The sequence below is a fragment of the Paenibacillus solanacearum genome, assembly GCF_910593845.1.
In the GTDB taxonomy this organism is placed as follows: Bacteria; Bacillota; Bacilli; order Paenibacillales; family NBRC-103111; genus Paenibacillus_G; species Paenibacillus_G solanacearum.
Genome location: NZ_CAJVAS010000051.1, coordinates 22,304 through 43,167 on the forward strand (window position 1 = coordinate 22,304; position 20,864 = coordinate 43,167).

18 protein-coding genes and 1 tRNA gene are annotated in these 20,864 nt (G+C 54.6%); all 19 read right to left on the minus strand.

Annotation, left to right across the window (positions count from 1 at the left end; translation table 11 throughout):
• Positions 1-172: 172 nt before the first annotated feature.
• The 19 genes from spoIIE to pth all read right to left on the minus strand — a co-directional run bounded on the left by spoIIE (position 173) and on the right by pth (position 20,567).
• Positions 173-2,668 (minus strand): stage II sporulation protein E, encoded by a 2,496-nt coding sequence (spoIIE, locus tag KXG62_RS29845; protein WP_218095666.1) that lies wholly within the window; start codon positions 2,666-2,668, stop codon positions 173-175.
• 386 nt (positions 2,669-3,054) lie between these two features.
• Complete coding sequence (locus KXG62_RS29850; protein WP_218095667.1) at positions 3,055-3,846, minus strand: 2'-5' RNA ligase family protein; 792 nt, start codon at positions 3,844-3,846, stop codon at positions 3,055-3,057.
• Between the two features lie 23 nt (positions 3,847-3,869).
• Entirely contained in the window at positions 3,870-4,772 is a 903-nt protein-coding gene (locus tag KXG62_RS29855; protein ID WP_218095668.1) for an endonuclease/exonuclease/phosphatase family protein, read from the minus strand.
• 61 nt (positions 4,773-4,833) lie between these two features.
• The gene (locus KXG62_RS29860) at positions 4,834-6,165 is read right to left on the minus strand and encodes an ABC transporter substrate-binding protein (RefSeq protein WP_218095669.1); all 1,332 of its coding nucleotides are present in this window, start codon (positions 6,163-6,165) and stop codon (positions 4,834-4,836) included.
• 142 nt (positions 6,166-6,307) lie between these two features.
• Complete coding sequence (locus KXG62_RS29865) at positions 6,308-7,294, minus strand: LacI family DNA-binding transcriptional regulator (RefSeq protein ID WP_218095670.1); 987 nt, start codon at positions 7,292-7,294, stop codon at positions 6,308-6,310.
• A gap of 120 nt (positions 7,295-7,414) precedes the next feature.
• Positions 7,415-7,488, minus strand: a tRNA-Met gene (locus tag KXG62_RS29870).
• A 131-nt stretch (positions 7,489-7,619) separates the two neighbouring features.
• A complete protein-coding gene (locus tag KXG62_RS29875) occupies positions 7,620-8,093 on the minus strand; it encodes a S1 domain-containing RNA-binding protein (RefSeq protein ID WP_218095671.1) in 474 nt (157 codons plus the stop codon).
• 118 nt (positions 8,094-8,211) lie between these two features.
• On the minus strand, positions 8,212-8,541 hold the full coding sequence (locus KXG62_RS29880; protein ID WP_218095672.1) for an FtsB family cell division protein: 330 nt from the start codon (positions 8,539-8,541) through the stop codon (positions 8,212-8,214).
• 206 nt (positions 8,542-8,747) lie between these two features.
• Complete coding sequence (gene yabQ, locus KXG62_RS29885; RefSeq protein ID WP_218095673.1) at positions 8,748-9,323, minus strand: spore cortex biosynthesis protein YabQ; 576 nt, start codon at positions 9,321-9,323, stop codon at positions 8,748-8,750.
• Entirely contained in the window at positions 9,320-9,604 is a 285-nt protein-coding gene (yabP, locus tag KXG62_RS29890) for a sporulation protein YabP (protein ID WP_218095674.1), read from the minus strand. Before yabP ends, yabQ begins: the two co-directional genes overlap by 4 nt.
• Positions 9,605-9,805: 201 nt before the next feature.
• Positions 9,806-10,081 (minus strand): RNA-binding S4 domain-containing protein, encoded by a 276-nt coding sequence (locus KXG62_RS29895; RefSeq protein ID WP_218095675.1) that lies wholly within the window; start codon positions 10,079-10,081, stop codon positions 9,806-9,808.
• The gene (locus KXG62_RS29900) at positions 10,081-10,353 is read right to left on the minus strand and encodes an HU family DNA-binding protein (RefSeq protein ID WP_218095676.1); all 273 of its coding nucleotides are present in this window, start codon (positions 10,351-10,353) and stop codon (positions 10,081-10,083) included. The genes KXG62_RS29895 and KXG62_RS29900 overlap by 1 nt, the downstream gene beginning before the upstream one ends.
• Positions 10,354-10,420: 67 nt before the next feature.
• On the minus strand, positions 10,421-11,935 hold the full coding sequence (gene yabN, locus KXG62_RS29905) for a bifunctional methyltransferase/pyrophosphohydrolase YabN (protein WP_218095677.1): 1,515 nt from the start codon (positions 11,933-11,935) through the stop codon (positions 10,421-10,423).
• Positions 11,936-11,970: 35 nt separating this feature from the next.
• Entirely contained in the window at positions 11,971-13,665 is a 1,695-nt protein-coding gene (locus KXG62_RS29910; RefSeq protein WP_218095678.1) for a putative polysaccharide biosynthesis protein, read from the minus strand.
• 173 nt (positions 13,666-13,838) lie between these two features.
• A complete protein-coding gene (spoVT, locus tag KXG62_RS29915; RefSeq protein WP_218095679.1) occupies positions 13,839-14,381 on the minus strand; it encodes a stage V sporulation protein T in 543 nt (180 codons plus the stop codon).
• Positions 14,382-14,618: 237 nt separating this feature from the next.
• Positions 14,619-15,686 carry a peptidylprolyl isomerase gene (locus KXG62_RS29920; protein ID WP_218095680.1) on the minus strand — a complete coding sequence of 356 codons (1,068 nt, stop codon included), beginning with the start codon at positions 15,684-15,686 and terminating at the stop codon, positions 14,619-14,621.
• Entirely contained in the window at positions 15,673-19,197 is a 3,525-nt protein-coding gene (gene mfd, locus KXG62_RS29925; protein ID WP_218095681.1) for a transcription-repair coupling factor, read from the minus strand. Before mfd ends, KXG62_RS29920 begins: the two co-directional genes overlap by 14 nt.
• 437 nt (positions 19,198-19,634) lie before the next feature.
• Positions 19,635-19,865 (minus strand): anti-sigma-F factor Fin, encoded by a 231-nt coding sequence (fin, locus tag KXG62_RS29930; protein ID WP_218095682.1) that lies wholly within the window; start codon positions 19,863-19,865, stop codon positions 19,635-19,637.
• A gap of 141 nt (positions 19,866-20,006) precedes the next feature.
• Positions 20,007-20,567 carry an aminoacyl-tRNA hydrolase gene (gene pth / locus KXG62_RS29935; protein ID WP_218095683.1) on the minus strand — a complete coding sequence of 187 codons (561 nt, stop codon included), beginning with the start codon at positions 20,565-20,567 and terminating at the stop codon, positions 20,007-20,009.
• Positions 20,568-20,864 lie beyond the last annotated feature (297 nt).

Here is a 20,864-nt window from a genome sequence, read left to right on the forward strand (position 1 = left end):
GGATAACCCTATCAGCTGGCTGCGAAGATTTCGAAAAGTTCCGGTACGACCGCCAATAACCGTCAGCATTCGGATCGCCCCTGAGGCAGCACAAAAAAGCGGCATCCGTTCGGAGCACCGCTTTTTATAGTTTATGCTGCATGCTGATCCATAGCGCCGCCGCTGCCGCCGATCAACTGACCGTCTTCGGCCGGTCGATCTTCTGGAGGCCGGGCCAGCGGAACGTCGCCCATTCGGGCTGAAACTTCTCGACGCGCGCGACGACGACCGTCATATCGTCATAAATTTCGCCGTGATGATATCGGACAACCCGCTCCAGCAGCACGTCGGCAAACTCTTGCGGCGTCTCGGCATCGATCTCGCCGATCATCCGTTTCATCCACATTTCTTTGTTGACCGCATGGCCGGGGGCATCATAGATGCCATCGGTAATCATAATGAGCGTATCGCCATGCTGCAGCGGGACGCTGACCAGATCGACATCGATGTCGTGCACGATGCCGACCGGCAAATTATTGGCCGTCACCGGGAACACCTCGCTGCCGCGCTTAATGAAGCTTGGCGTCGAGCCGATCTTCATGAATGTCGTCTGCGCGCTGTACAAATCGATCAACGCCACATCGACCGTCGCGTAAATTTCATCCGAGGAACGCAGCATCAATATCGAATTGACCGACTTGATCGCCAGCTTCTCGTCCATGCCCGACTGCAGCAGCTGCTGCAAAATGGTGAGCGCTGTGCTGCTCTCCGCCCGCGCCCGCTCGCCGTTGCCCATACCGTCGCTGAGCGCCACCGCAAACTTTCCGTTGCTGAGCTCCGTCGTGCTGAAGCTGTCGCCGGACAATAAATCCCCGCCTTTGGCCGCTCCCGCTACGCCCGTTTCCACCTCGTACTCCTTGGCCGAGCCGAACAACACCGTGCTGTATCCTTCCTTCCGTTCGAGCGCCTGCTCGTCCTTGACGGCGATATGCTCGCCCAATATTTCCGAGAGCAGCGGCGCAATAATTTTACGGCATTCGTCAAACCCTTTCGTATATTGATGAATGATTTCGATCTCCACATTGCCTTCATCAAGACTGATCACGTCAATGCTATGGATGGATAGCCCCAGCTCCTCAAGCGCGCTGCGAATCTGCTCCTCCTGCATGAACATCTCCTGTCCTTCGCGTTTGATTTCTTTCGCCAAGTCTTCCATCACCTGCGAAACACCAGACAGCTGTTCCGCCACAAGCTGCCTGCTGTCGATAATCTGCCTCTTCCAATGCTGATCGTTTTTGTACAGATCGTACTGCTGCTTCATAACGCCGAGCACCTGATCCGGCTTGATGCACGCCTTTCTCCATTCCGGCAGCAAATCTTTCTTCGTCATCTGTTCCCGAAGCTCCACCTCGGTCATCATATCGGTCATGAATTTATATGTTTGGTAAAACTTGTCGTCCCAGCACTGCTGCCTCTTCCAGCAGGAAGCGCATGACTTCTCCGCCACCGAGTTCATAAAATGGCCGACCTCTTCTTCACGCTGCATCGGCTGCACTTCGGCCGTAATCTGCTTGAAGCTGCGGGAAAGCTGGCGGAATACCTCCGAAAACTGCTCCACTCGCCCGGCCGTCACATCCCGTACCCGCTTCGCATAGTCATGCTGCGACTTCAAATTCTCCTGCGTCCCGGGAACATATTTGGCCAGCGTTTGAATGACGCCTCTCGGCGTTAGGAGAAACAGCAGAACGGCGGCAACCGATTCCCATGTCGAGTTGATCACTTCCGATTGATTGCCCAAATAGATGGACAGGATCGATGTCCCGAGCAGCATGCCGATCGCTACCGCCATTTTATTGCCTTCCTTAAGCAGCCCGGCAAGCATCCCGGCAAAGGCGAGCAGGCTCATTTGGTAAATGGCGCTCGAATTCGCAAGACTGAGAATGAGCCCGGTAATGACGCCGACCGATGCTCCAAGCGGCGCACCGCCGACAAGCGCGAACAGCAGGATCAAATAGCGGGACAGCACATGCTCCAGCGTGACAGGGCCGATCAGCCAGCCTACGGTCCCTGTCATGACCGAGGCGAGCAATATAATGAGGCAGATCACTTCCTCATTCTTAAGAACATAATTTTTGCGGGATAATGTAAACACTGGGATCGCTTGCAAAAAGATATGTGTCAGAATGAGACTGAGCATCGATTCCACGCCGGTCATCATGAACGTATACCAGCTCATCTGCGCATCAGCCAAATGCGAGAACAGCTGGACTAGAAAAGTAGAAGCAAACACGATCACCGGTGCATACGAAATATCGGACCGCTCGAATCGTTCGACGCCTTTCTGGATAAGAATGAATACCAGCATCTCGACGACTAAATATCCCGTGTGCTTCGGATCTAACGAGAACAAGCTTCCCGCCGCCAGGAACGCACCCGACCAATACAGCAGTTCCCTTCTCAAGAAATACATGACGGCGAAGAACGCGACCGCGAACGGAGCAAGCTGATCGAGGATCATTGCCCGACCGAGCAGAAAGGCCATAAAGAGCAGCAAAATGGACCACTTCTTGGCGACGAGCGTCTGCACGAGCCGGTTTTTCACAAGTGCATTGCCTGCCGCTTGCTTTGCACGATGCATCCATCCAGACCAAACCGTTTCCACTTGATTAAAAGTTTGCCATTTTTGCATATTTTCATTACACCACCCATAAGCTATTAGTGGTACTTAGTATAATAGGTGTCTTTCGGAAAGTTTGTCATAATGAGTTGGTAGATTCAAAGTTTTTTCCGACAAAAAGGGTGCCGTTCGCGAAATGTGAGGAAGAGCACGCATTGAACACATTGTAATCGATTACATGAATGAGCTTCGACCGTCGTTTCGAACAGGCGTTCGAAGCATCGCCGGATGAAGCTGCGGCTGATTACGTTACAACGTGTCGATTCACGGGGACGCACCCGTCCATCCGACAAAACCAGTGGCCGCCCCGAGCGCGTTGACGTGTACAAACATGCAAAAAAATAAGCTTCGTCGGGGAAATCAGCACCCGGCTAAGCTTATTTTTTGTGTATCGCGTATTATTGCGGCCTTGCGTTGTCCGGCCGCTTACGAATGAACGTTTGCATATCGGTCATGCCATACAAGGAGATGCTGCGGAACGTAACCGTACGGCCTTCGGACGCCTGGCGCAGCCTATCGTCGAGCCGCTCCAGGGCGCTTGCGGACTGTGAGCCCAGCTCCTTGTTGGCGAAGTAACCGAGCGATACGTGCGGACGATAATCCGCCGAAGCGGTTGTTACCCCGAACCGCTCCTGAAACTCGGCGTTCAGTTCGCTGCGCAGCCGCTCGACCTCCTTCAGCCTTTCGGCCGATTCCGGGTCGGCGGCTTTGACGTTCACCACGAGCGCGCTGTTCCCGCGGTTCTCCAAGGCGTCGTACGCGAAGCGGATGCCGCCGTCTACATTAATTCGAATCGCTTCGCCTCCCGTGCGCCGCAAGAACGGGCTGTCCGTCAGAAGACTTCCCGGCAGCTCCGAAACGAAACGTTCCGCCTCCTGGCTGTATGCCGTCATCTTATTCACGTTCGAGACGTTCAATCCGTCCCACACGGTGACATGGTACGAATGAAACGGCAGCGGGCACAGCAAGTAATCCGCATGCAGTTGTTCCAGCTCTGCGGACTGCTCATGAAATGTGCGGTAAAACGATAACGCCGGTTCATCCGGGTGACATGCCATCGCTTCGAGCTCCCCTTCTGCGTCGCCCGCCGCTACACTGTGCCCCGGATTGTCGAACAGCAGGGAAAAGCCGTAAAAAGGGGCCCAGGCGGGCGTTAGCCCAGCCACTTTCCGATTGGTAATAGTCATCATGATGAAATAGATCCTCCTTCGATTTACAACAACAGCTCTGCGATGAGGGGGTAGTGGTCGCTCGGATATATGCCATCCTTGACAAAGTCATCGATCTTCGCGTAATTCACTGTGACCTGGCCACGGTACAATATCCAATCGATCCGATTAAGCACGCCGCCGCCTTTCGGATCGCGGTATCCATGATACGTTCCGAGCTTTTCGCCTATCATCGTTTTCGCCGTTTTCGTCACATCCTGAAACTGGCCTTCGTTGCTCAAATACCGATAGGGGGCGTGCAGCGCGGTGCTGTTGAAGTCGCCAGTCAAAATGACCGGCAGCTTCGAGTCATATGCCTTGCTCTTCTCATGAATGAGCTGTACCCCTCTTATCCGCGCCTGCTCCGACTCATGATCCAGATGCGTGTTGACCAAATAAAACGAACGCTTCGTGATCACGTCTTCAAATTTGGCCCAAGTCGCCATACGGGGAAGCCGGTTGCCCCAAGATTTGGACCCGGCCTTCTCCGGCTGATCGGACAGCCAATAGTTGCCCGATTCCAGCAGCGCTAACCTAGTTTTATTATAAAATATGGCGGCGTATTCGCCCTTGTCTTTCCCTTCCCGGCCTTCTCCGATTCGTCCATAGGAAGAAAGCTCCCGATCCAGGCCGCTCAGCTGCGCAAGAACGCCTTCCTGCGTCCCGATCACATCCGGCATTTCGCGGCGCAGCAGCTCCGCTATTACCGGCAGCCGCTTGGACCACGTTTGCTCATCCTTTGTGTTCAAATACCTCAAGTTAAAGGTCATCACTTTGACCGGGACATGCGGAGGCGCGTCCACAGGGAGGCTGGCTTCCCCGCTTCGCCAGAACCCTATGCCGGCACAAAGGAGCATAACGACCGCCGCAACGCCGCCTATCCGCCAGATGTTCCTTTTGCCCATCATGCCATCTCCTTATGCGAGCCTGCTCGGAAGCAGACGCGGGCCTGCGTTTCGGCTCGTACCGTTATTTTTTCTGCTGCGTTTGAATATTTTTATTGATGGTTTCTTCGGCATCTCGAAGCGCCGAATTGAGATCCTTCCCTTTCGTTACAACGTTTTTCAATTCATTCTGCAGCGTTGTCATCGCCGCGGAGTCGTAAACCGAAGGGACGTACGGATTCGCAAGCTTCGTTTTGAAGATGGCTCCGATGTTGCGCCCTTTCATGAAAGCCATCCCTTCTCCGTATGCCTTCTGAACCTTGCTGTCTTTCAATACGCTGATTCGCCCTTGTCTGGCCATATCGAGTTGAACCTCGTCCGAGAGCACCGTCGTCATGATACGAAACGCATCCTCTTTATGCTTGCTTACTTTGCTGAGCACCATCAAATGCTCGTCAGGGCCCGGACCGATGCCCGGCGTTTCCTTCCACACCGGGAAGGAGACCATATCCCAATGCAGATCGGGAAGCTCGTTTAATTTGGCATCAAACAAGATGTTGATTTCCGCCAGCATCGCCAGCGTCCGGTCCTTTGCAAACTGATCGTCCGCCTTGCTTTTATACCTGATGTCCTTGTTGCCCGGAATTTCATAGATGGCCGTCAGCTGGCCCAGCACCTTTTTCCACGCGTCCGTATTGACTACGGCACGATTGTTCTTGTCGACAAAAGAAAGCGACAGCTGGGAGCCCAATCGTTCCGGCACGTTCGGCTCCAGCCCCCGATACTGCACGCCGCCTTCATTGCGAGTGACCTTCTTCGCCAGCTCCGTTACTTGCTCCCATGTCATATCGTCCTTCGGATACGGAACCGCGAAACGGTCAAAAATGTCCTTGTTATAATAGAGTACCGCAAAATTGCGGGTGTACGGCAGCGCAACGAGATCCTCGCGGCCCGTCGCCGCCTTGACCGCTGCAAGCGCTTCCGGTTCGATGCGCGAAAGATCGAGTCCTTGCTTTTGGACCAAGCCTTGGATGGAATCGAGCAAATCGAGATCGTTCAGCTGCGGCATCCCGTTCACGTTATTCGTAATGATAATGTCCGGCGTTTGCCCGGCAACGACGAGCTCGTTAATGGAGTTATTCGTATACACGACGCGCTCTGCCGTAATCCAAGGGTATTTCGCCTTTACCGGCTTCGTAATGTATTTGTCGAATTCCTCCTCGCTTAAATAGCCGGTCGATTTGATACCCACCTTAACCGTTACCGGATCATGCTTTTCTTCCGCTGGCGGAACAGCAGCGCTGTCATTGCCTTTGCTGCAGCCGCCCAGCAGCGCAATCAGTGCAAGGGCCGCCGCCCCGGTCTTCAGCATGCTGCTATCCCCGCTGTGATTGTTTTTTTGCAGGTTCCCCTTCATGCATACCACCCTTTCATGGAATCGATTACATTTTACGTTCAATTTTTTATTATATATTATTTACCAAATAAATCAACTATAAATTTAAATTCCCTGCAAAACAAAAAAACATCCGTCACGAAGCACGGATGTTGGTTGTCTCTTAAGTTTCCCGAACGATAAGCCGGTGCGGCAAAAAATGCCGCTTGTCCGCCGTCTCCGGTCGGTTTCGCAGTTTTTGAAGCAGCAATCCGACCGAGGCATAACCGAGGTCATACATGGGCTGCGCCACCGTGGTCAATGCCGGATTCATAACCTCGGACAAAAACGTACCGTCAAAGCTGATCAAGCCGGGCCGTCCGGGAAGTCGAATATCGCCTTCCTTGATCCCTTTCAGTATATAGGAGGCCAGCATATCCGAATTGGCGATCAAGCCTTCCAAGGACTTCTCTTTCTCTGCAATGCTATTGACCGCTTCAACCACCTGTTCATAGTTGCTCTTCGCTTTAACGACCAGATGCTCATTGAACGCCATGCCCGCTTCCTGCAGTGCTTGCCGATATCCGCTCATCCGGCCGAGCAGCGAGCTTGATTCTCTCGTCCCCGTCACAAAGCCTATGTTCCGGTATCCTCTTGCGAGCAATTCGCGCGCGGCGTCATATGCGGCTTGACGGTTGTCGATGCTCACACTCTGTATGTCCAGATCGTCGTAATATTCGTTACACAGCACGACCGGATGCTGCTTCGATAATTTCAACAGCGCTTCCTTCGACATGTTCGAAGAAACAAGGATGAGGCCGTCGGCCAAATTCGTATTGAGCAGGTTAATGTACGTGCCCAGTTGAAGCTTGTCGAACTCCGTCGTTCCGATGATGACGTTATAGCCGCTTTCGGAAATCGCGGCCTGCGCTCCCCGGGCAATGCCGGCAAAAAACGGGTTCGCCATCGTAGGCAGCACCATAACGATCGTCTTGCTGGACTGCTTCCGCAAATTTTTGGCCATCAGGTTGGGCTTGTAATTCAGCTCGCGAATAATGTGCAGCACTTTGTTCCTTGTTTCCGGCTTGACCGCGGGATCGTTGTTCAACACTCTCGATACGGTAGCGGAGGATACCCCTGCCCGCTTCGCCACTTCTTTCACTGAACTCATGGATCGCTCTTCCTTTTGCTTATAGGATGACAGGCTTTCCGTCCCGCCAACTGCTGTCGCCAATAATAAAACGACCCTGACAGCTTAAACGTAAGCCGCAGGGTCGAAGAGGTATGCTTATAGCGGCAGAGGGGATCGAACCCCCGACCTTACGGGTATGAACCGTACGCTCTAGCCAGCTGAGCTACGCCGCCACAACACAAATGAGTATATATCAACTGTCGGGAGCTTGTCAACCGACAGCCGTTCGCATGGCACATCGCATTCCCGGCGGCAAAATTAAAACCGTATGAGCCGCTGGTCCATACGGTTGTCGATGAATATATTAGTCACGACGAGCGCCGCGTCCGCCTCTCTTGCCTTCCGTGTTTTTCTTCAGGGAAGAAATGCGGTCCTCGCTGTCCTTCAAGAAACGTGCCATCTTGTCTTCGAACGAAAGTCGATTTGGTTGGGGAGGTCTTCCACCGCCACGGCCACCACGGTCGCCTCGGCCAAATCCGCCGCGGTCTCCGCCGCCTTGGCGTTCAAAACGAGCGGGCCTTGTTGGGGGCGCGTCCACCGGTTTATCTACCGCTTGTTTGATCGATAACCCGATTTTGCCGTCTTTGTCGACATTAATTACTTTCACGGTGACGGTATCGTTCAGCTTCAGATGATCGTTTACATCCTTGACATAGTTGTCTGCAATCTCCGAGATATGAACCAAACCGGTCACGCCCTCGGAAAGCTCAACGAACGCGCCAAAGTGAGTAATCCCTGTCACTTTTCCTTGCAGCTTGCTGCCCACTTCGATTGACATAAAGTAAAATGTTCCTCCCTTAAATAGTTAAAAAAGACATGGAAAAATCGGAGCTATGCCGATTATATCGTACCATCCATATACGGTCAACACAACTTTAAAGCGCACGCTTCTCTTTTTATTGCTTCTGCGGCTTTGGGGTGAAAAAGAGCGTTTCCCCCGGTCTCACGTAATGAAGGTCCTTGCGAATTTTTTGCTCCACATACTCGGGGTCATTCAAACGTTCAATCTCCCGCTGGACATTGCTGTTGATTTGCTCGGATTCCAGCTGCTTCTGCTGCAGCGCGCTTACCTTCTCCTGGCGTTCGGACAATTTGCCCTCTTGGTTCCATAAGGTAATCCCCGCCCAGCTCATGAAACCGGCAAGCATGAGAAACACCAATCGACGTCTGCGGAAAGAACCCTTGTTAATCGGTTGCGTCCGGTTTGCTTTAGACACTGCCTGCATGAACTGGTTATCCTCCTACGTCCGATAGGAAAAAACTCCGCCCCGAGTTCTTCCAGTAGCCAGACCGTTTTTTTGATGCCGCTTGCTTGCAAGACCGGAAGGACGAATCCTTGCGTCACGCGATACGCCTTGTCATTGTCAAGAAGCGCTTCGGCTCAAAGCCCCTTTCGGTACTCATAGCAAATGATCCCATTGCTCGCAAAGGCTCAAAAGAGCTTGCGAACCCACGCCGCGATGCTTTGACCTGACTTCTTTACCCAAGCGGGAACCGGGATACGGAGATAGCGCCCTAGAGGCCGCACCATCCATAATAACAATTTCCACACAGGATAGCATAATTGTAACATAATTTTGTACAGGAATATAGCGGTGGCGGCTAAAAATCCTAAAATGATCACGATCAAACGGTACAACAGGACGATCGGCTTTATAATGAACAGCTCAATCATCCGCTTCCCGATGCGAATAGCCGTCAGCACCGCACGGATCATAAATTGAATTACCCGAATGACCGGCCGGCTAAACAGCCAAAAATAAAAAAGAATGCCGGCGATCAGCCCTACGAAAATATAGAAGCGCACTTCGCCCCAGTTGCTCTCGTAGAGCAGCTTAAATACGATAATCGTGCCGATAAACCAGTACAGCAGGTCGAGAACCGCCTTTAACCACAAGGGTACTCTAAGCTGGCCTGAGAGCACCCGGTACACATCGAACAGTCCTCCTAACGCAAGCCCTCCTGCATACATCATGCCCATCGTCACGAATTGGATTTGCAGCGTCACTTAAACAGCTTGCCGAGAAATCCCTTGGCCTTGCCCTGGGAGTTTGTATCGACGTATGCCAGCTCGTTCACGTAGCCTTCGATCGCCACCAAGCCTTGATCCAGGCTGAGGTTTTTGATATGAAGGTTTTGCCCTTTGATCATTAGAAAGCCGCACTCGGTTTCCAGCAAAAACTCCTCGCTGTCGAAGCTTTCGACATTCATCACGCCCGATACTTCGAGCAGCTTGCGATTGAGCATTCGAATTTCCTGGCGCTTGACTTTCCCCGGTTGTTCGACCATAGGTATCGATCCCCTCCTTGACGTTTTGCATGCAAACTTGCAACCGCGACTCTGCGCGAGTCCGTTGTACAGGCTACTTGTTTACTATTAACGTATGGAGGTCGTCCCAGGTTTAGAACAACCGATTTCGGCAGTTACGGCCGCGAGGCGCTGCGCGAAAAAGAAAAGACCGGGCATTGCCCGGTCTTTCCACGGTTCCGCTCACAGGAACCCGTTGTCGCTCTTGTTCATTTCTTCCTTCAGCAGCGTGTACATTTGAGCCGCGTCTTCCTTGCGGGTCGACTCGGACAAAAGCTCCACGCGAACGGTAACCAGCTTCTGTCCGAATTGAACCGTCAACTCGTCGCCCACCTTCACCGCGCTGCTCGGTTTCGCTTCCCGGCCGTTAATCCAGACGCGCCCCTGTTCGGACACATCCTTGGCGACGGTGCGCCGCTTGATTAGCCGGGACAGCTTGAGAAACTTATCAAGCCGCATTACTTCACCGCTTCTTTAAGCTTGTTGCCTGCTTTGAAGGCAGGAACTTTCGATTCCGGAATCGTGATTTCTTTGCCGGTTTGCGGGTTACGGCCTGTACGGCCGGAGCGTTTGCGAGTTTCGAATGTACCAAAGCCAATCAGCTGCACTTTGTCGCCGGACGACAGCGCATCTGTTACTTCGCCAAGGAAGCTGTTCAATACGGACTCGACGTCTTTTTTCGTCAGGCCGCTTTTTTCTGCGATGTTGTTGATCAAGTCAGTTTTGTTCATGAGACAATAATCCTCCTCTTTAGATAAAGCTAAGCTTATGTATTCTTTGCTGATCAGGAAATTCCTGCTAGCTTCGTTTGTTTTTTAGAACTTTTTTTGCTTCCTGCCACAAAGATTCCATCTCTAGCAAATCAGTCTGGTCAAATTGTTTGCCCTTTAAACGCAGCTGCGATTCGATATAACCGAACCGTTCAAAAAATTTGCGGTTGGCGTCCGCCATCGCTTCTTCGGGGTCCACCTTGAGAAAACGCGCCAGGTTGACGACGGCGAACAGCAAATCGCCCAGTTCCTCCTGCCGCTCCGCCTGGCCGAACCGCTCGATCGCTTCTTTCAGTTCCGCCAGCTCCGACTCGACAACCGGCATCACCTGCTCCAGCGTGCTCCAGTCGAAGCCGACGCTCGCCGCCTTCTTCTGCAGCTTGTATGCCTTCATCAGTCCCGGAAGCTCCCGCGGGATGCCGGAGAGCAGCGGCAGCGCCTCCGGATCGATGCCCTTGCTGCGCTTCTCCTCTGCTTTGATCTGCTGCCAGTTGCCAAGCGCCTCTTCGGCATCATCCGCCTTCATCGTGCCAAACACATGCGGATGACGGCGGATCAGCTTCTCGTTCAGCCCCTGAATCACGTCGTAGACGGTGAACGTTCCCGCTTCTGCCTCGATTTGCGAGTGCAGCATGATCTGCAGCATCAAGTCGCCAAGCTCTTCGCACATATGATCCGGATCGTCCTCATCGATCGTCTCCAATACTTCGTACGCTTCCTCGATCAAATTTTTACGCAGCGAGGCATGCGTCTGCTCGCGGTCCCATGGACAGCCTTCCGGGCTGCGAAGAATTTCGACGATTTCGTGCAGCCGCGTGAAGGTGCGGTTGCGAAGCTCGTCCACGGTCCCCCTCGGTACCCAGACGAGCGACAAATTGCCGAAGCCTTCGACGCGGTCCAGCTCGTAGAGCGGTACTTCCCGCACGCGCTCTTCCCCGGCCACGCCGAGTGCATGGCCCACGACGACGCGGTAATCGTCGGGATACAGCTCCATCAGCGTCAGCTTCACATCGGAAGCGGTATACGCGTCGTATACTTGCCCGATCAGCGTATGCATGAGCGGGTTTAACGAACTCGCAGCAAGCGATGTGCCGTCCAGCAGCTGGAAGCCTTCGATCGGGTCGAAGCCGAGGCGAAGGAACGCCTGGTCGAGGAAGCTCTCGCCACCCAGCAGCGCCAGCACGATATGCTCTGCGGAGCAGCGCTCCCGCAGCAGCTGCACCGTCCGCTCCGCGACCATCGGATGCCCCGGCACAGCGTACAATATTTCCGACGGCGTCGACTTCGCCAGCCGGATCAGTTCTTCGGCAATCTGCTCGTATACACTCTCGAAGGCGTCGTTCGCCTCATACACGGCATCGAACGTCTGGTAGCGCAGCCCGTGATGGTCGAGCATCGAGACCATCGGATGCTCTTTGGTGCGCAGGTACAGCGCACCGTCGCCTTTGCCGGCGGCCTGCAGCTTCCTCCAGACGCCGAGTGTCAATTGACTTTCGTCGCCGGTTCCGAGGCCGACGACGGTAATTTGCGGTTGCGTAGCCATGGCCCGCCACTCTCCTTGTCATTGGGCGCATCCGCTTACGAGCGGAGCAGCCGTAGTTTGCGAAGCAGCGCCAGCGGCTTGCCCGCGAGCTGCGGGACGTGCGCCAGCTCGGCCGCGGTCACGACGCCGAAGCGCAGCAGCGCGAGCGCATACACGAGCGCGCCCGCGGCGACGCCGCCGAGCGCGACAGCCGTGGCAATGCCCCGCGGGGGCATCGCTGCGGCCCACCGCGCGAGCGGCGCAGCGCCGTGCGTCACGGCCAGCAGGCCGAGCGCCATGAAGCCGATCGCAGCGATCGGCTTCAAGAGCGCGCGGCCGCTCGGGGCCGTGACGCCGCAGGCGCGCAGCGCGTGCGCCAGCGCGAGCCCGCCCACGAGGGCGTAGGCGGCGACGGCGGCCCAGGCCGCGCCGTCGATGCCGAGGCGCGGCACGAGCACCGCGTTGGCGGCCGCCTTCACGCCCGCCGCCAGCAGCAGGTACAGCGCGGGCGCCCGGACGGCGCCGAAGCCTTGCAGCACGCTGCTCGCGACGATGTTCACCGCCGAGAACAACGCGGTGAACGCGAGAACTGACATCGCCGCCGTGCCTTCGGCGGTGTTGAACAGCATCCCGTTGATCGGCGCCGCCAGCAGCGCCAGTCCAACCGCGGCCGGGAAAGCAAGAAGCCACGTCACCCGCAGCGACATCCCGGCGCGCCGACGCACCGCTGCCCGGTCACCGCGCTGACGCGCTTCGGCGATGGCGGGTACGATCGCCGCCGACATGGACGAAGCGATCATCGCCACGAGCTGCACAAGCGGCAGCCCGTGATTGTACAGCCCGAACTGATACAGCGCCTCCGTTTCTCCGAGTCCAGTCCCCCGGAGCAGCCGGGGGACCGTAAACGAATCGACCAACGTCAGCACCGGCGTAGCGATCGAGCCCAGGCATAGCGGAATGGCGTAGGCGGCCATCCGCTTCAGCAGCGCTCCGTCTTCGCGGAGCGACTTCGCAGGGCGCTCCTTGCCCTTGCCGTCCGGCAGCATGACCGCCTGATTCCCCCGCCGTTCACGCTGCCAATAGTACAGCATGACGGCAAGGCCAGCGGCCGCGCCGGTGACCGACCCGAAGGTCGCGCCCGCAGCGATCGCGTCCGGCCCGAACCCGGCGCGCATCCATACGATGAGCAGCGTGAACATCGTCACGACCCGCACCGCTTGCTCGACCACCTGCGACCATGCGGTCGGCGCCATAAGCTGAAAGCCTTGAAAGTACCCGCGCAAAGCGGACATCATCGGCACGAGCAGCAGCGCAAACGACACGCTGCGAATCGCCGTGGCGGTCTGGGCCGCGCCCATCCATGCGGCGAGCCGTTCGCTGCCGAAGTACAGCAGCCCGCAGCACAGCGCGCCGGTGACCGTTAACGCGGCAGCGGCAACCCGCAGCACCCGGCGCGCTTCCTCCAGACGTCCCTGCGCCGCATATTCGGATACAAATTTCGATACGACCAACGGGAAGCCCGCGGTGGCCAGAAACAAAATTAAAATGTATAGCGGATAGACCGCATTATAAATGCCGAATACCGCATCTCCGGCGATGTTTTGCAGCGGTATTTTTTGCAAGGTGCCGATAAGCTTCGAGACGACGGCAGCCAGCCCGAGTACTGCGGCTCCTTTCAGCAGCGCGGAACCAGCGTCTTGCTTGTCTGACGTTCCGTGCCCCGTTCGGTTCCGCTCGTTACCATTGTCCATCCCGGTCCCTCTTTTCCTCTGCCACCGCCAACATTATATCGTATTTACCGCCCATTTCCAAAGCACCGCGCGCGAAAAAAGCCCCCTGCCCCTCCGCACAGGGAGGAAGCAAGAAGCCTTATCCGTCATTAACGCGATTCCATTGCCATGTAATACCGGATGCCAACGACCGATTATTGTTCCATTTGCTTCGCAAGGAAGCCGGCCGCCGTTTCCGCCATTTTCAGCTCCATCTGACCCATCTTGACGCTCTCGTCTTTGTTGACCAAAATCACAGAGCCAATCGGGTCTCCTCCCGCTACGATCGGAGCGACAACGTAGGAGCTATACGTTTCGGGCATATCTTTGCACACCTCATAGGTGCCTGAGTTGCTTTCGAGCGTTGCCTTGCGATTATCCATACACTGCTCAACCATTGCGCCGATTTGCTTCTCCAGGTAGTCTTTCTTTGAACCGCCAGCTACAGCGATCAGTGTATCGCGGTCGGAAATCATCGTAATATGATTGGTACTTTCAAAAAGCGATTCGGCATATTCCTTGGCGAAGTCGCCAAGCTCGCCGATCGGAGAATATTTCTTCAAGATCACTTCTCCGTCCCGATCGACGAATATTTCCAGCGGATCCCCTTCCCGGATGCGTAAGGTGCGGCGTATTTCTTTCGGGATTACGACCCTTCCAAGGTCGTCAATGCGGCGAACGATTCCAGTTGCTTTCATAAGTCTAGATGCCTCGCTTTCCTTGAAGAAATTGGATACAGACTGGACTAATGCTTGTATACGTATGGAGGGAATTCGACTATCCATAGTATTCTTCGATTCCCAGATGCTTATGCATGCACTGCCTTGTTCCGCGGTCGCCTCTCCACTATGTACCAAGCTTGCCGCCGCTGTTTTCATTATGTCCAAAAAAAAGAAAACAAACCAAGGCCCCCATGCGGAGGCCTTGGTAAAATATTACTTCGTTTCGGTCTTCGGCGCTTCCGTTTTCGGAGCGTCCGCCGGCGCCTGTTCCGGCGCTTTCGGCTGCGGTAAATTGTTTTTCTCGATCAACGTCGGCAGCTCTTTATCGACGAATTCATACAGCTTCGACTCGGCCGCCTCCGATTTTAACTCTTCCTTCATTTCATCGAACGTTTTCGTTTTGCGCGACTCAACCTTCATCACATGATAGCCGTAGCTCGTCTCCACCGGATCGCTGATTTTGCCGATCGGCAGTTCAATTGCCGCTTTCTTGAATTCCGGCACCCATTGCGAAATATTGACGTTCTCGTATTTGCCGCCGTTGTCCTTGGAGCCCGGATCTTCCGAGTATTCCTTGGCCAGCGCCACAAAGTCGCCGCCTTTATTCAGCTTGTCCTGCACTTCCTTCGCGCGCTTCAAGGCATCTTCCTTCGTGCGCGATTCTTTGCCCGTCGCCGGGTCGGTCGTGCCGATCAAAATATGGCTGACCGTCGCGAAGTCGAACGCGTTTTTATCTTGCGTCAGCTTCCCGTCGTATACGTCTTTGATTTCCTTATCGGACACTTTGCTTTCCTCGGACACGATGGCCAGCACGCTGCGATGAACGAAATCCTCTACGTCCTTCGCGGACAGGTTCGCGTCTTTCAGCATCTTGTCCATTCCGCCTTCTTGAGCGCCCAGGAACGTCTTGATCTGATCCAGTTGCTCCTTCGACTGCTTGTCCGCTTCCGTCTTCGCTTTATCGTCCGCGCGGGACGATAAAATCTTGAACGTGACGAGCTGCTTCATCATGTCCTGTTGAAACGCAGGATCGTCCTTGAACTGGGCATACTGCTTGTAGAAAAACATATTGACGTTCAAAAATTTATCGAACTCTTCCCGGGTCACATTTCCCCCGTCCTTGTACGTCACAAGCACGTCGCCCGGCTTGCCTGCCGGCGCTCCGTCAGGAGCCGCCGCATTCTTTTTGTTGCCACAGCCTGTCGCTACTGTAAATACGAGTATAATAGCCAAAAGAGCGGTCAGCCCTTTTCGTATCGATCCTTTGTTATTTCGCCACATGTTGCAGCTCTCCCTTCGATTTGAGCACACGCTTATATTGTACCAGAAACCTTTCGAGCAAATCGATGGATTCTTCTGGCTTGAGTCCCTTGCCTTTCAGTTCGATATGAATTTGCGGGCCGCTGATCAGCTTCACGCGATTATCGAACTCGGCTGCGAGTTGAAAGAGCTTTTGTCCATCCAGGTTGCCGTTTTGCCCTGCATCGATTTTCAGCTCGTAGTCCGTGCCTTTTTGCGAGACCGTCTCGATCGCATACATGGCGCCGAATACTTTCAGCTTGGCGGCCAGCAGCAAATTGTGCACGGCCTGCGGGAGGTCGCCGAAGCGGTCCACCAGCTCGTCATGCAGCTCCGCGACTTCTTCGAGCGTCTGGGCTCCTGCCACTTTTTTGTAGATTTCGATTTTTTGCATGCTGTCGTAAATGTAATCGCCTGGAATATAAGCATCGAGGGAAATGTCGAGCTGCGTCGACCAAACCTTCTTTTCCGGTACGGCTTCGCCGCCGATTTCTTTTTTCCGCTTCTGGATTTCTTCCGCGAGCATTTGCGAATACAAGTCGAACCCGACCGACGCAATGAATCCATGCTGCTCCGCGCCAAGCAGATTGCCGGCGCCGCGTATGGACAAATCTCTCATAGCAATTTTAAACCCTGACCCCAGCTCTGTAAACTCCTTGATGGCTTGCAGGCGTTTCTCCGCCACTTCGGTCAATACTTTGTCGCGCTGGTAAGTGAAGTAAGCGTAGGCGATCCGGTTCGACCGCCCGACCCGTCCTCTCAGCTGATACAGCTGGGACAAGCCCATCTTGTCGGCATCATGCACGATCAGCGTGTTGACGTTCGGAATGTCGACCCCGGTTTCGATAATGCTCGTACTGACCAGCACGTCGTACTCCCCGTCGAGGAAGTCAAGGATCGCCTTCTCCAGCTCCTGTTCGGACATTTGCCCGTGCGCTACGGTCACGCGCGCATCCGGCACGAGCATGGAAATTTGCTCCGCAATCTGCGTAATGCCCTGTACCCGGTTGAACAAGTAATACACTTGCCCTTCGCGCGCCAGCTCCCGTTCGATCGCTTCGCGTACAAGCGACGCGTTATGCTCGACGACATACGTTTGCACCGGGAACCGGTTTTCCGGCGGCGTTTCGATAACGGACAAATCCCGTACGCCGAGCATGGACATATGCAGCGTGCGCGGAATCGGCGTCGCCGTCAGCGTCAGCACGTCCACATTCGTTTTCAACCGCTTCAGCTTCTCTTTATGCGATACGCCGAAGCGCTGCTCCTCGTCCACAATGAGCAGCCCGAGATCCTTGAACACCACATCTTTGGACAACAGTCGATGCGTCCCGATAACGACGTCGATCGTTCCGTTTTTGACGCCTTTCATCGTTTCGGTCTGTTCCTTCTTGGAACGGAACCGGCTCAGTACCTGTATGTTGAACGGGAATCCGGAGAAACGCTCGCGGAACGTTTCATAATGCTGCTGGGCCAAAATGGTCGTCGGCACCAGCACCGCCACCTGCTTGCCGTCGATCGCCGATTTGAACGCCGCCCGAATGGCCACTTCCGTCTTGCCGTAGCCCACGTCGCCGCACAGCAGCCGGTCCATCGGCCGGGGCTTCTCCATGTCTTTCTTAATCTCGGTGATGGCGCGCAGCTGATCCGTCGTTTCGTCATAAGGGAACATGCCTTCGAATTCCTGCTGATAGGCGCTGTCCGAGTTGAACGCATAGCCTTTGGTCGCCTGACGCTCCGCATACAGCTTGATCAGATCGTCGGCAATATCTTGCACGGAAGCGCGCGCCTTGCTTTTGACGCGGTTCCAGTCCGTGCCGCCAAGCTTGTAAATTTTCGGTTCTTTGCCTTCTTCGGCCCCGACATATTTCTGAATATGGTCGATTTGCTCGATCGGTACCGACAGCTTGTCGCCGCCGGCGTACATAATGTGAAGATAGTCTTTATGAATGCCGCCTACTTCGAGCGTGCCGATGCCGACAAATTTCCCGATGCCATGGTTGACGTGCACGACATAATCGCCGATCTTAAGCTCCTGATAGCTTTTGATACGCTCGGCGTTCTCCATCTTCGAGTCCACCTTGCGCGCCTTGCGCTGCTTGCGCGTGAACATCTCGCCTTCGGTGATAACAACCAGATGAATTCCGGGCAGCTCAAAACCGGTTTGCAGGTTGCCGTCGAGAATTTGCGGTTCTTCGATATGGTAGTCGGCCAGCACCCGCTTCATCCGTTCGACCCGTTCGGTCCCGCTCGCGAGCATGATGACCTTCGCGCCGGCTTTTTTCCAGCGCTCCATCTCGCTCTTGAGCAAATTCATCTGCCCGTGAAAAGTTTGCATGACGCGGCACATGAAGTTGACGATATTTTGCGGCGTCGTTTGCGGCACCTGACGAAGAAATAACGACATGTACAACGTAGGATACGGCCTGCGGTGCAGCAGCGTTTCATAAGGTTTGGACAGCGCGAACGCGGGAAGGCTCTTGCCCTCCTGCAGCGACATCGTCGTCCATTCCGCTTCGTCCTTCTCCAGCTGCTTCGCCGTTTCTAGCAAACGGGAAGGCTCATCGACGAGCAGGATCGTGTCATTCGGCAAATAATCCAGCAGGGTTTGCTTCTCGGGAAACAATAGCGATACATATTTGAACAAGCCCGCGAAATGCTGCCCTTCCCGGAGCATTTCAATTTCGCGGCCGATGCCTTCCAGCAGCCGGTCTTTCGCTTGGCGGTCGGTCATTTTGCCAAGCTGCTCCTGCAGCAGCTCGAAAGCATGCTGCGCAGCCGATTGTAAACGGTTACGGTCCGCAACGATCTCACGACACGGCGTAACCCGCAGCTCCTCAACCTTCTCGATGGAGCGCTGATCGCTTGTATCGAAGGAGCGAATGGAATCTACTTCTACATCGAACAGTTCCACGCGATACGGGTGCGCGGACGCCAGCGGGAAAAAATCGACAATGCCGCCGCGAACGCTAAGCTCGCCCTTGTTTTCGACCCGCTCCACGCGTTCGTAGCCAAGCTCAACCATCCTTGCGACCAGATCGTCCATCGCGATGGTTTGCCCTACTTTGATCGAGAACTGCGCAGCCGCAATCGACTCCTGGCTCGGAAGCACGCGCCGCATGCCCGCATACGGAACGACGACGATGCCGCGGAATCCGGCGTTCAGCCTCGACAGCGCATCGATGCGCTGCGCCAGCATTTCCGGACTTGCGATGGCCGCCTCCGCCGCAAGCAGCTCCTGCGCTGGGAACAGCACCACTTGATCCGCAGGCACAAGCTCGGCCAAATCCTCGAACATTTTTTGGGCGGAAAACATATTGTGCGTTACGATAAAGAGCGGCTGCTTTAACTCTTCGTACAGCGCAGCCAGCATAACTTGTCTTGATGAACCGGTCAAGCCGGCGATGAGCTGCTCTCTCATCCCGGAACGAATGCCGGTTACGATGCTTTGAAAATCCGAATCCGTAGAAAACGTCTGGATTAAAGCCTGCAAAGCTGGACACTCCTCTCAAGCCACGTAAACGAAGGACAAACGGCTAATGCCGCCCAAGCGGCGGCAAACGTTTATCCAGAATAATGAACAGTCAGCGAAGGAATGCTTCCGCGCCGCAAAGAAAAGCTTCCGGTGTCGAAGCCCTTTCGAGAGGAAATACGCCGCAGGCGTAACGGAAGCCTCCCTGGAACCATCAGAATGATCCAGCTTCGCTGGAAACTTAAGCATTCTGATGTTATAAGAAAAGCTCGCATCGACGTCTATTCGAAGAAGATACATTCGTGTTGTAGCGGAAGCTTTTCTTGAAACATCAGAATGATCCAGCTTCGCTGGAAACTTAAGCATTCTGATGTTATAAAAAAGCCTAGAGCGGTTCACGCTTTAGGCCGGTCCACCAATGAAAAGATGCTCGGATAGCCGAAATACGAAAAAAACCCTTATTGCAGAGGACTCCCCAAAAGCGAAAGCTCCGGATGGGCTTCAAGCGCTTCACGGCAGTAATCGCATACTACCTTCACGGTGACGTCCCCACTTGGGTCATATGATATTATATCTCTACGTTCCTCGGGGGTCAAGAAATGGAAGCCCAGCTGGTATTCGCTGACTCCGTGCTGATGAATTTCCCCGATCGTGGTTTGACAATGGCGGCAAGTATATTTTATAGCCATACGTAAACTCCTCCCGTCTTGGACCGAATGCTTCGGCTCGTCAGTGCAGCGTTCGGCCGTACAGCCGCCGTTTCGCTGCCAATGATCTGCGCATTGTTAAACATTATGTCCAGAACGGGTGAATTTTAGCCTAAAATACGCCTATGCGTTGTACTTGCCCATCGTTTTCTCGAACGGATTCGTCAGCAGATGCTCCATCGCCTCGGCCGTCTTGTCGAGAACGTCCGGCAGCGTTTGCGTTTCCTCCTTCGTGAACGAACCGAGAACGTAATCCACGACTTCCCGCCCCGGAACCGGGCGTGAAATCCCCATGCGAATCCGGTTAAACGACTGCGAGCCAAGGTGCTGAATCGTCGATTTGATCCCGTTATGTCCTCCTGCGCTTCCTTGATAGCGAAGCCGAATATGGCCGAACACCGTATCCAAATCGTCGTAAATGACGATTAAATCCTCGACCGAAGCTTTGTAAAAATCCATAAAAGCCCGAATGGATTCGCCGGATAAATTCATATACGTCTGCGGCTTCAGCAAATATACCTTTTGCCCTGCCACATGCCCTTCGCCGAGCAGCCCTTTGCATTTGCTTTGCGTAATTTTGATCCCGTGCCGATCGGCAAACCGGTCAAGCGCCATGAAACCGATGTTGTGACGCGTCGATTCATATTGCCGTCCCGGGTTGCCGAGACCAACAAACCATTTCAACCTCATCTTGCCCCTTTCACAATCCATGCTGGCAACCGCCATTTTAGAACCGTTTTATACCATCATATCGTAAAAAGGCGGCCTGCGCCAATTCGACATCGTTCAGTTGCTCCGGCCTATCTCTTTGACCCGAATACCGGGGCATCACCACCCGTATCAGCAGTCCGATCGCCGGTCTGCTAGAGTGAAGGGCTGAAACTTTCAGCCCCTCCTCATCAAACCGTACGTGAGGTTTTCCCTCATACGGCTTTCCGATGTTCGTCTTTCATGTGCATGCAGATTACAAGAGCGTCTTTA

Excerpts from the sequence above, each read along its gene's own strand:
- spoIIE (WP_218095666.1), bottom strand. The coding sequence starts at position 2,668 with ATGCAAAAATGGCAAACTTTTAATCAAGTGGAAACGGTTTGGTCTGGA.
- KXG62_RS29850 (WP_218095667.1), bottom strand. The coding sequence starts at position 3,846 with ATGATGACTATTACCAATCGGAAAGTGGCTGGGCTAACGCCCGCCTGG.
- KXG62_RS29855 (WP_218095668.1), bottom strand. The coding sequence starts at position 4,772 with ATGATGGGCAAAAGGAACATCTGGCGGATAGGCGGCGTTGCGGCGGTC.
- KXG62_RS29860 (WP_218095669.1), bottom strand. The coding sequence starts at position 6,165 with ATGAAGGGGAACCTGCAAAAAAACAATCACAGCGGGGATAGCAGCATG.
- KXG62_RS29865 (WP_218095670.1), bottom strand. The coding sequence starts at position 7,294 with ATGAGTTCAGTGAAAGAAGTGGCGAAGCGGGCAGGGGTATCCTCCGCT.
- KXG62_RS29875 (WP_218095671.1), bottom strand. The coding sequence starts at position 8,093 with ATGTCAATCGAAGTGGGCAGCAAGCTGCAAGGAAAAGTGACAGGGATT.
- KXG62_RS29880 (WP_218095672.1), bottom strand. The coding sequence starts at position 8,541 with ATGCAGGCAGTGTCTAAAGCAAACCGGACGCAACCGATTAACAAGGGT.
- yabP (WP_218095674.1), bottom strand. The coding sequence starts at position 9,604 with ATGGTCGAACAACCGGGGAAAGTCAAGCGCCAGGAAATTCGAATGCTC.
- KXG62_RS29895 (WP_218095675.1), bottom strand. The coding sequence starts at position 10,081 with ATGCGGCTTGATAAGTTTCTCAAGCTGTCCCGGCTAATCAAGCGGCGC.
- KXG62_RS29900 (WP_218095676.1), bottom strand. The coding sequence starts at position 10,353 with ATGAACAAAACTGACTTGATCAACAACATCGCAGAAAAAAGCGGCCTG.
- yabN (WP_218095677.1), bottom strand. The coding sequence starts at position 11,935 with ATGGCTACGCAACCGCAAATTACCGTCGTCGGCCTCGGAACCGGCGAC.
- KXG62_RS29910 (WP_218095678.1), bottom strand. The coding sequence starts at position 13,665 with ATGGACAATGGTAACGAGCGGAACCGAACGGGGCACGGAACGTCAGAC.
- spoVT (WP_218095679.1), bottom strand. The coding sequence starts at position 14,381 with ATGAAAGCAACTGGAATCGTTCGCCGCATTGACGACCTTGGAAGGGTC.
- KXG62_RS29920 (WP_218095680.1), bottom strand. The coding sequence starts at position 15,686 with ATGTGGCGAAATAACAAAGGATCGATACGAAAAGGGCTGACCGCTCTT.
- fin (WP_218095682.1), bottom strand. The coding sequence starts at position 19,865 with ATGGCTATAAAATATACTTGCCGCCATTGTCAAACCACGATCGGGGAA.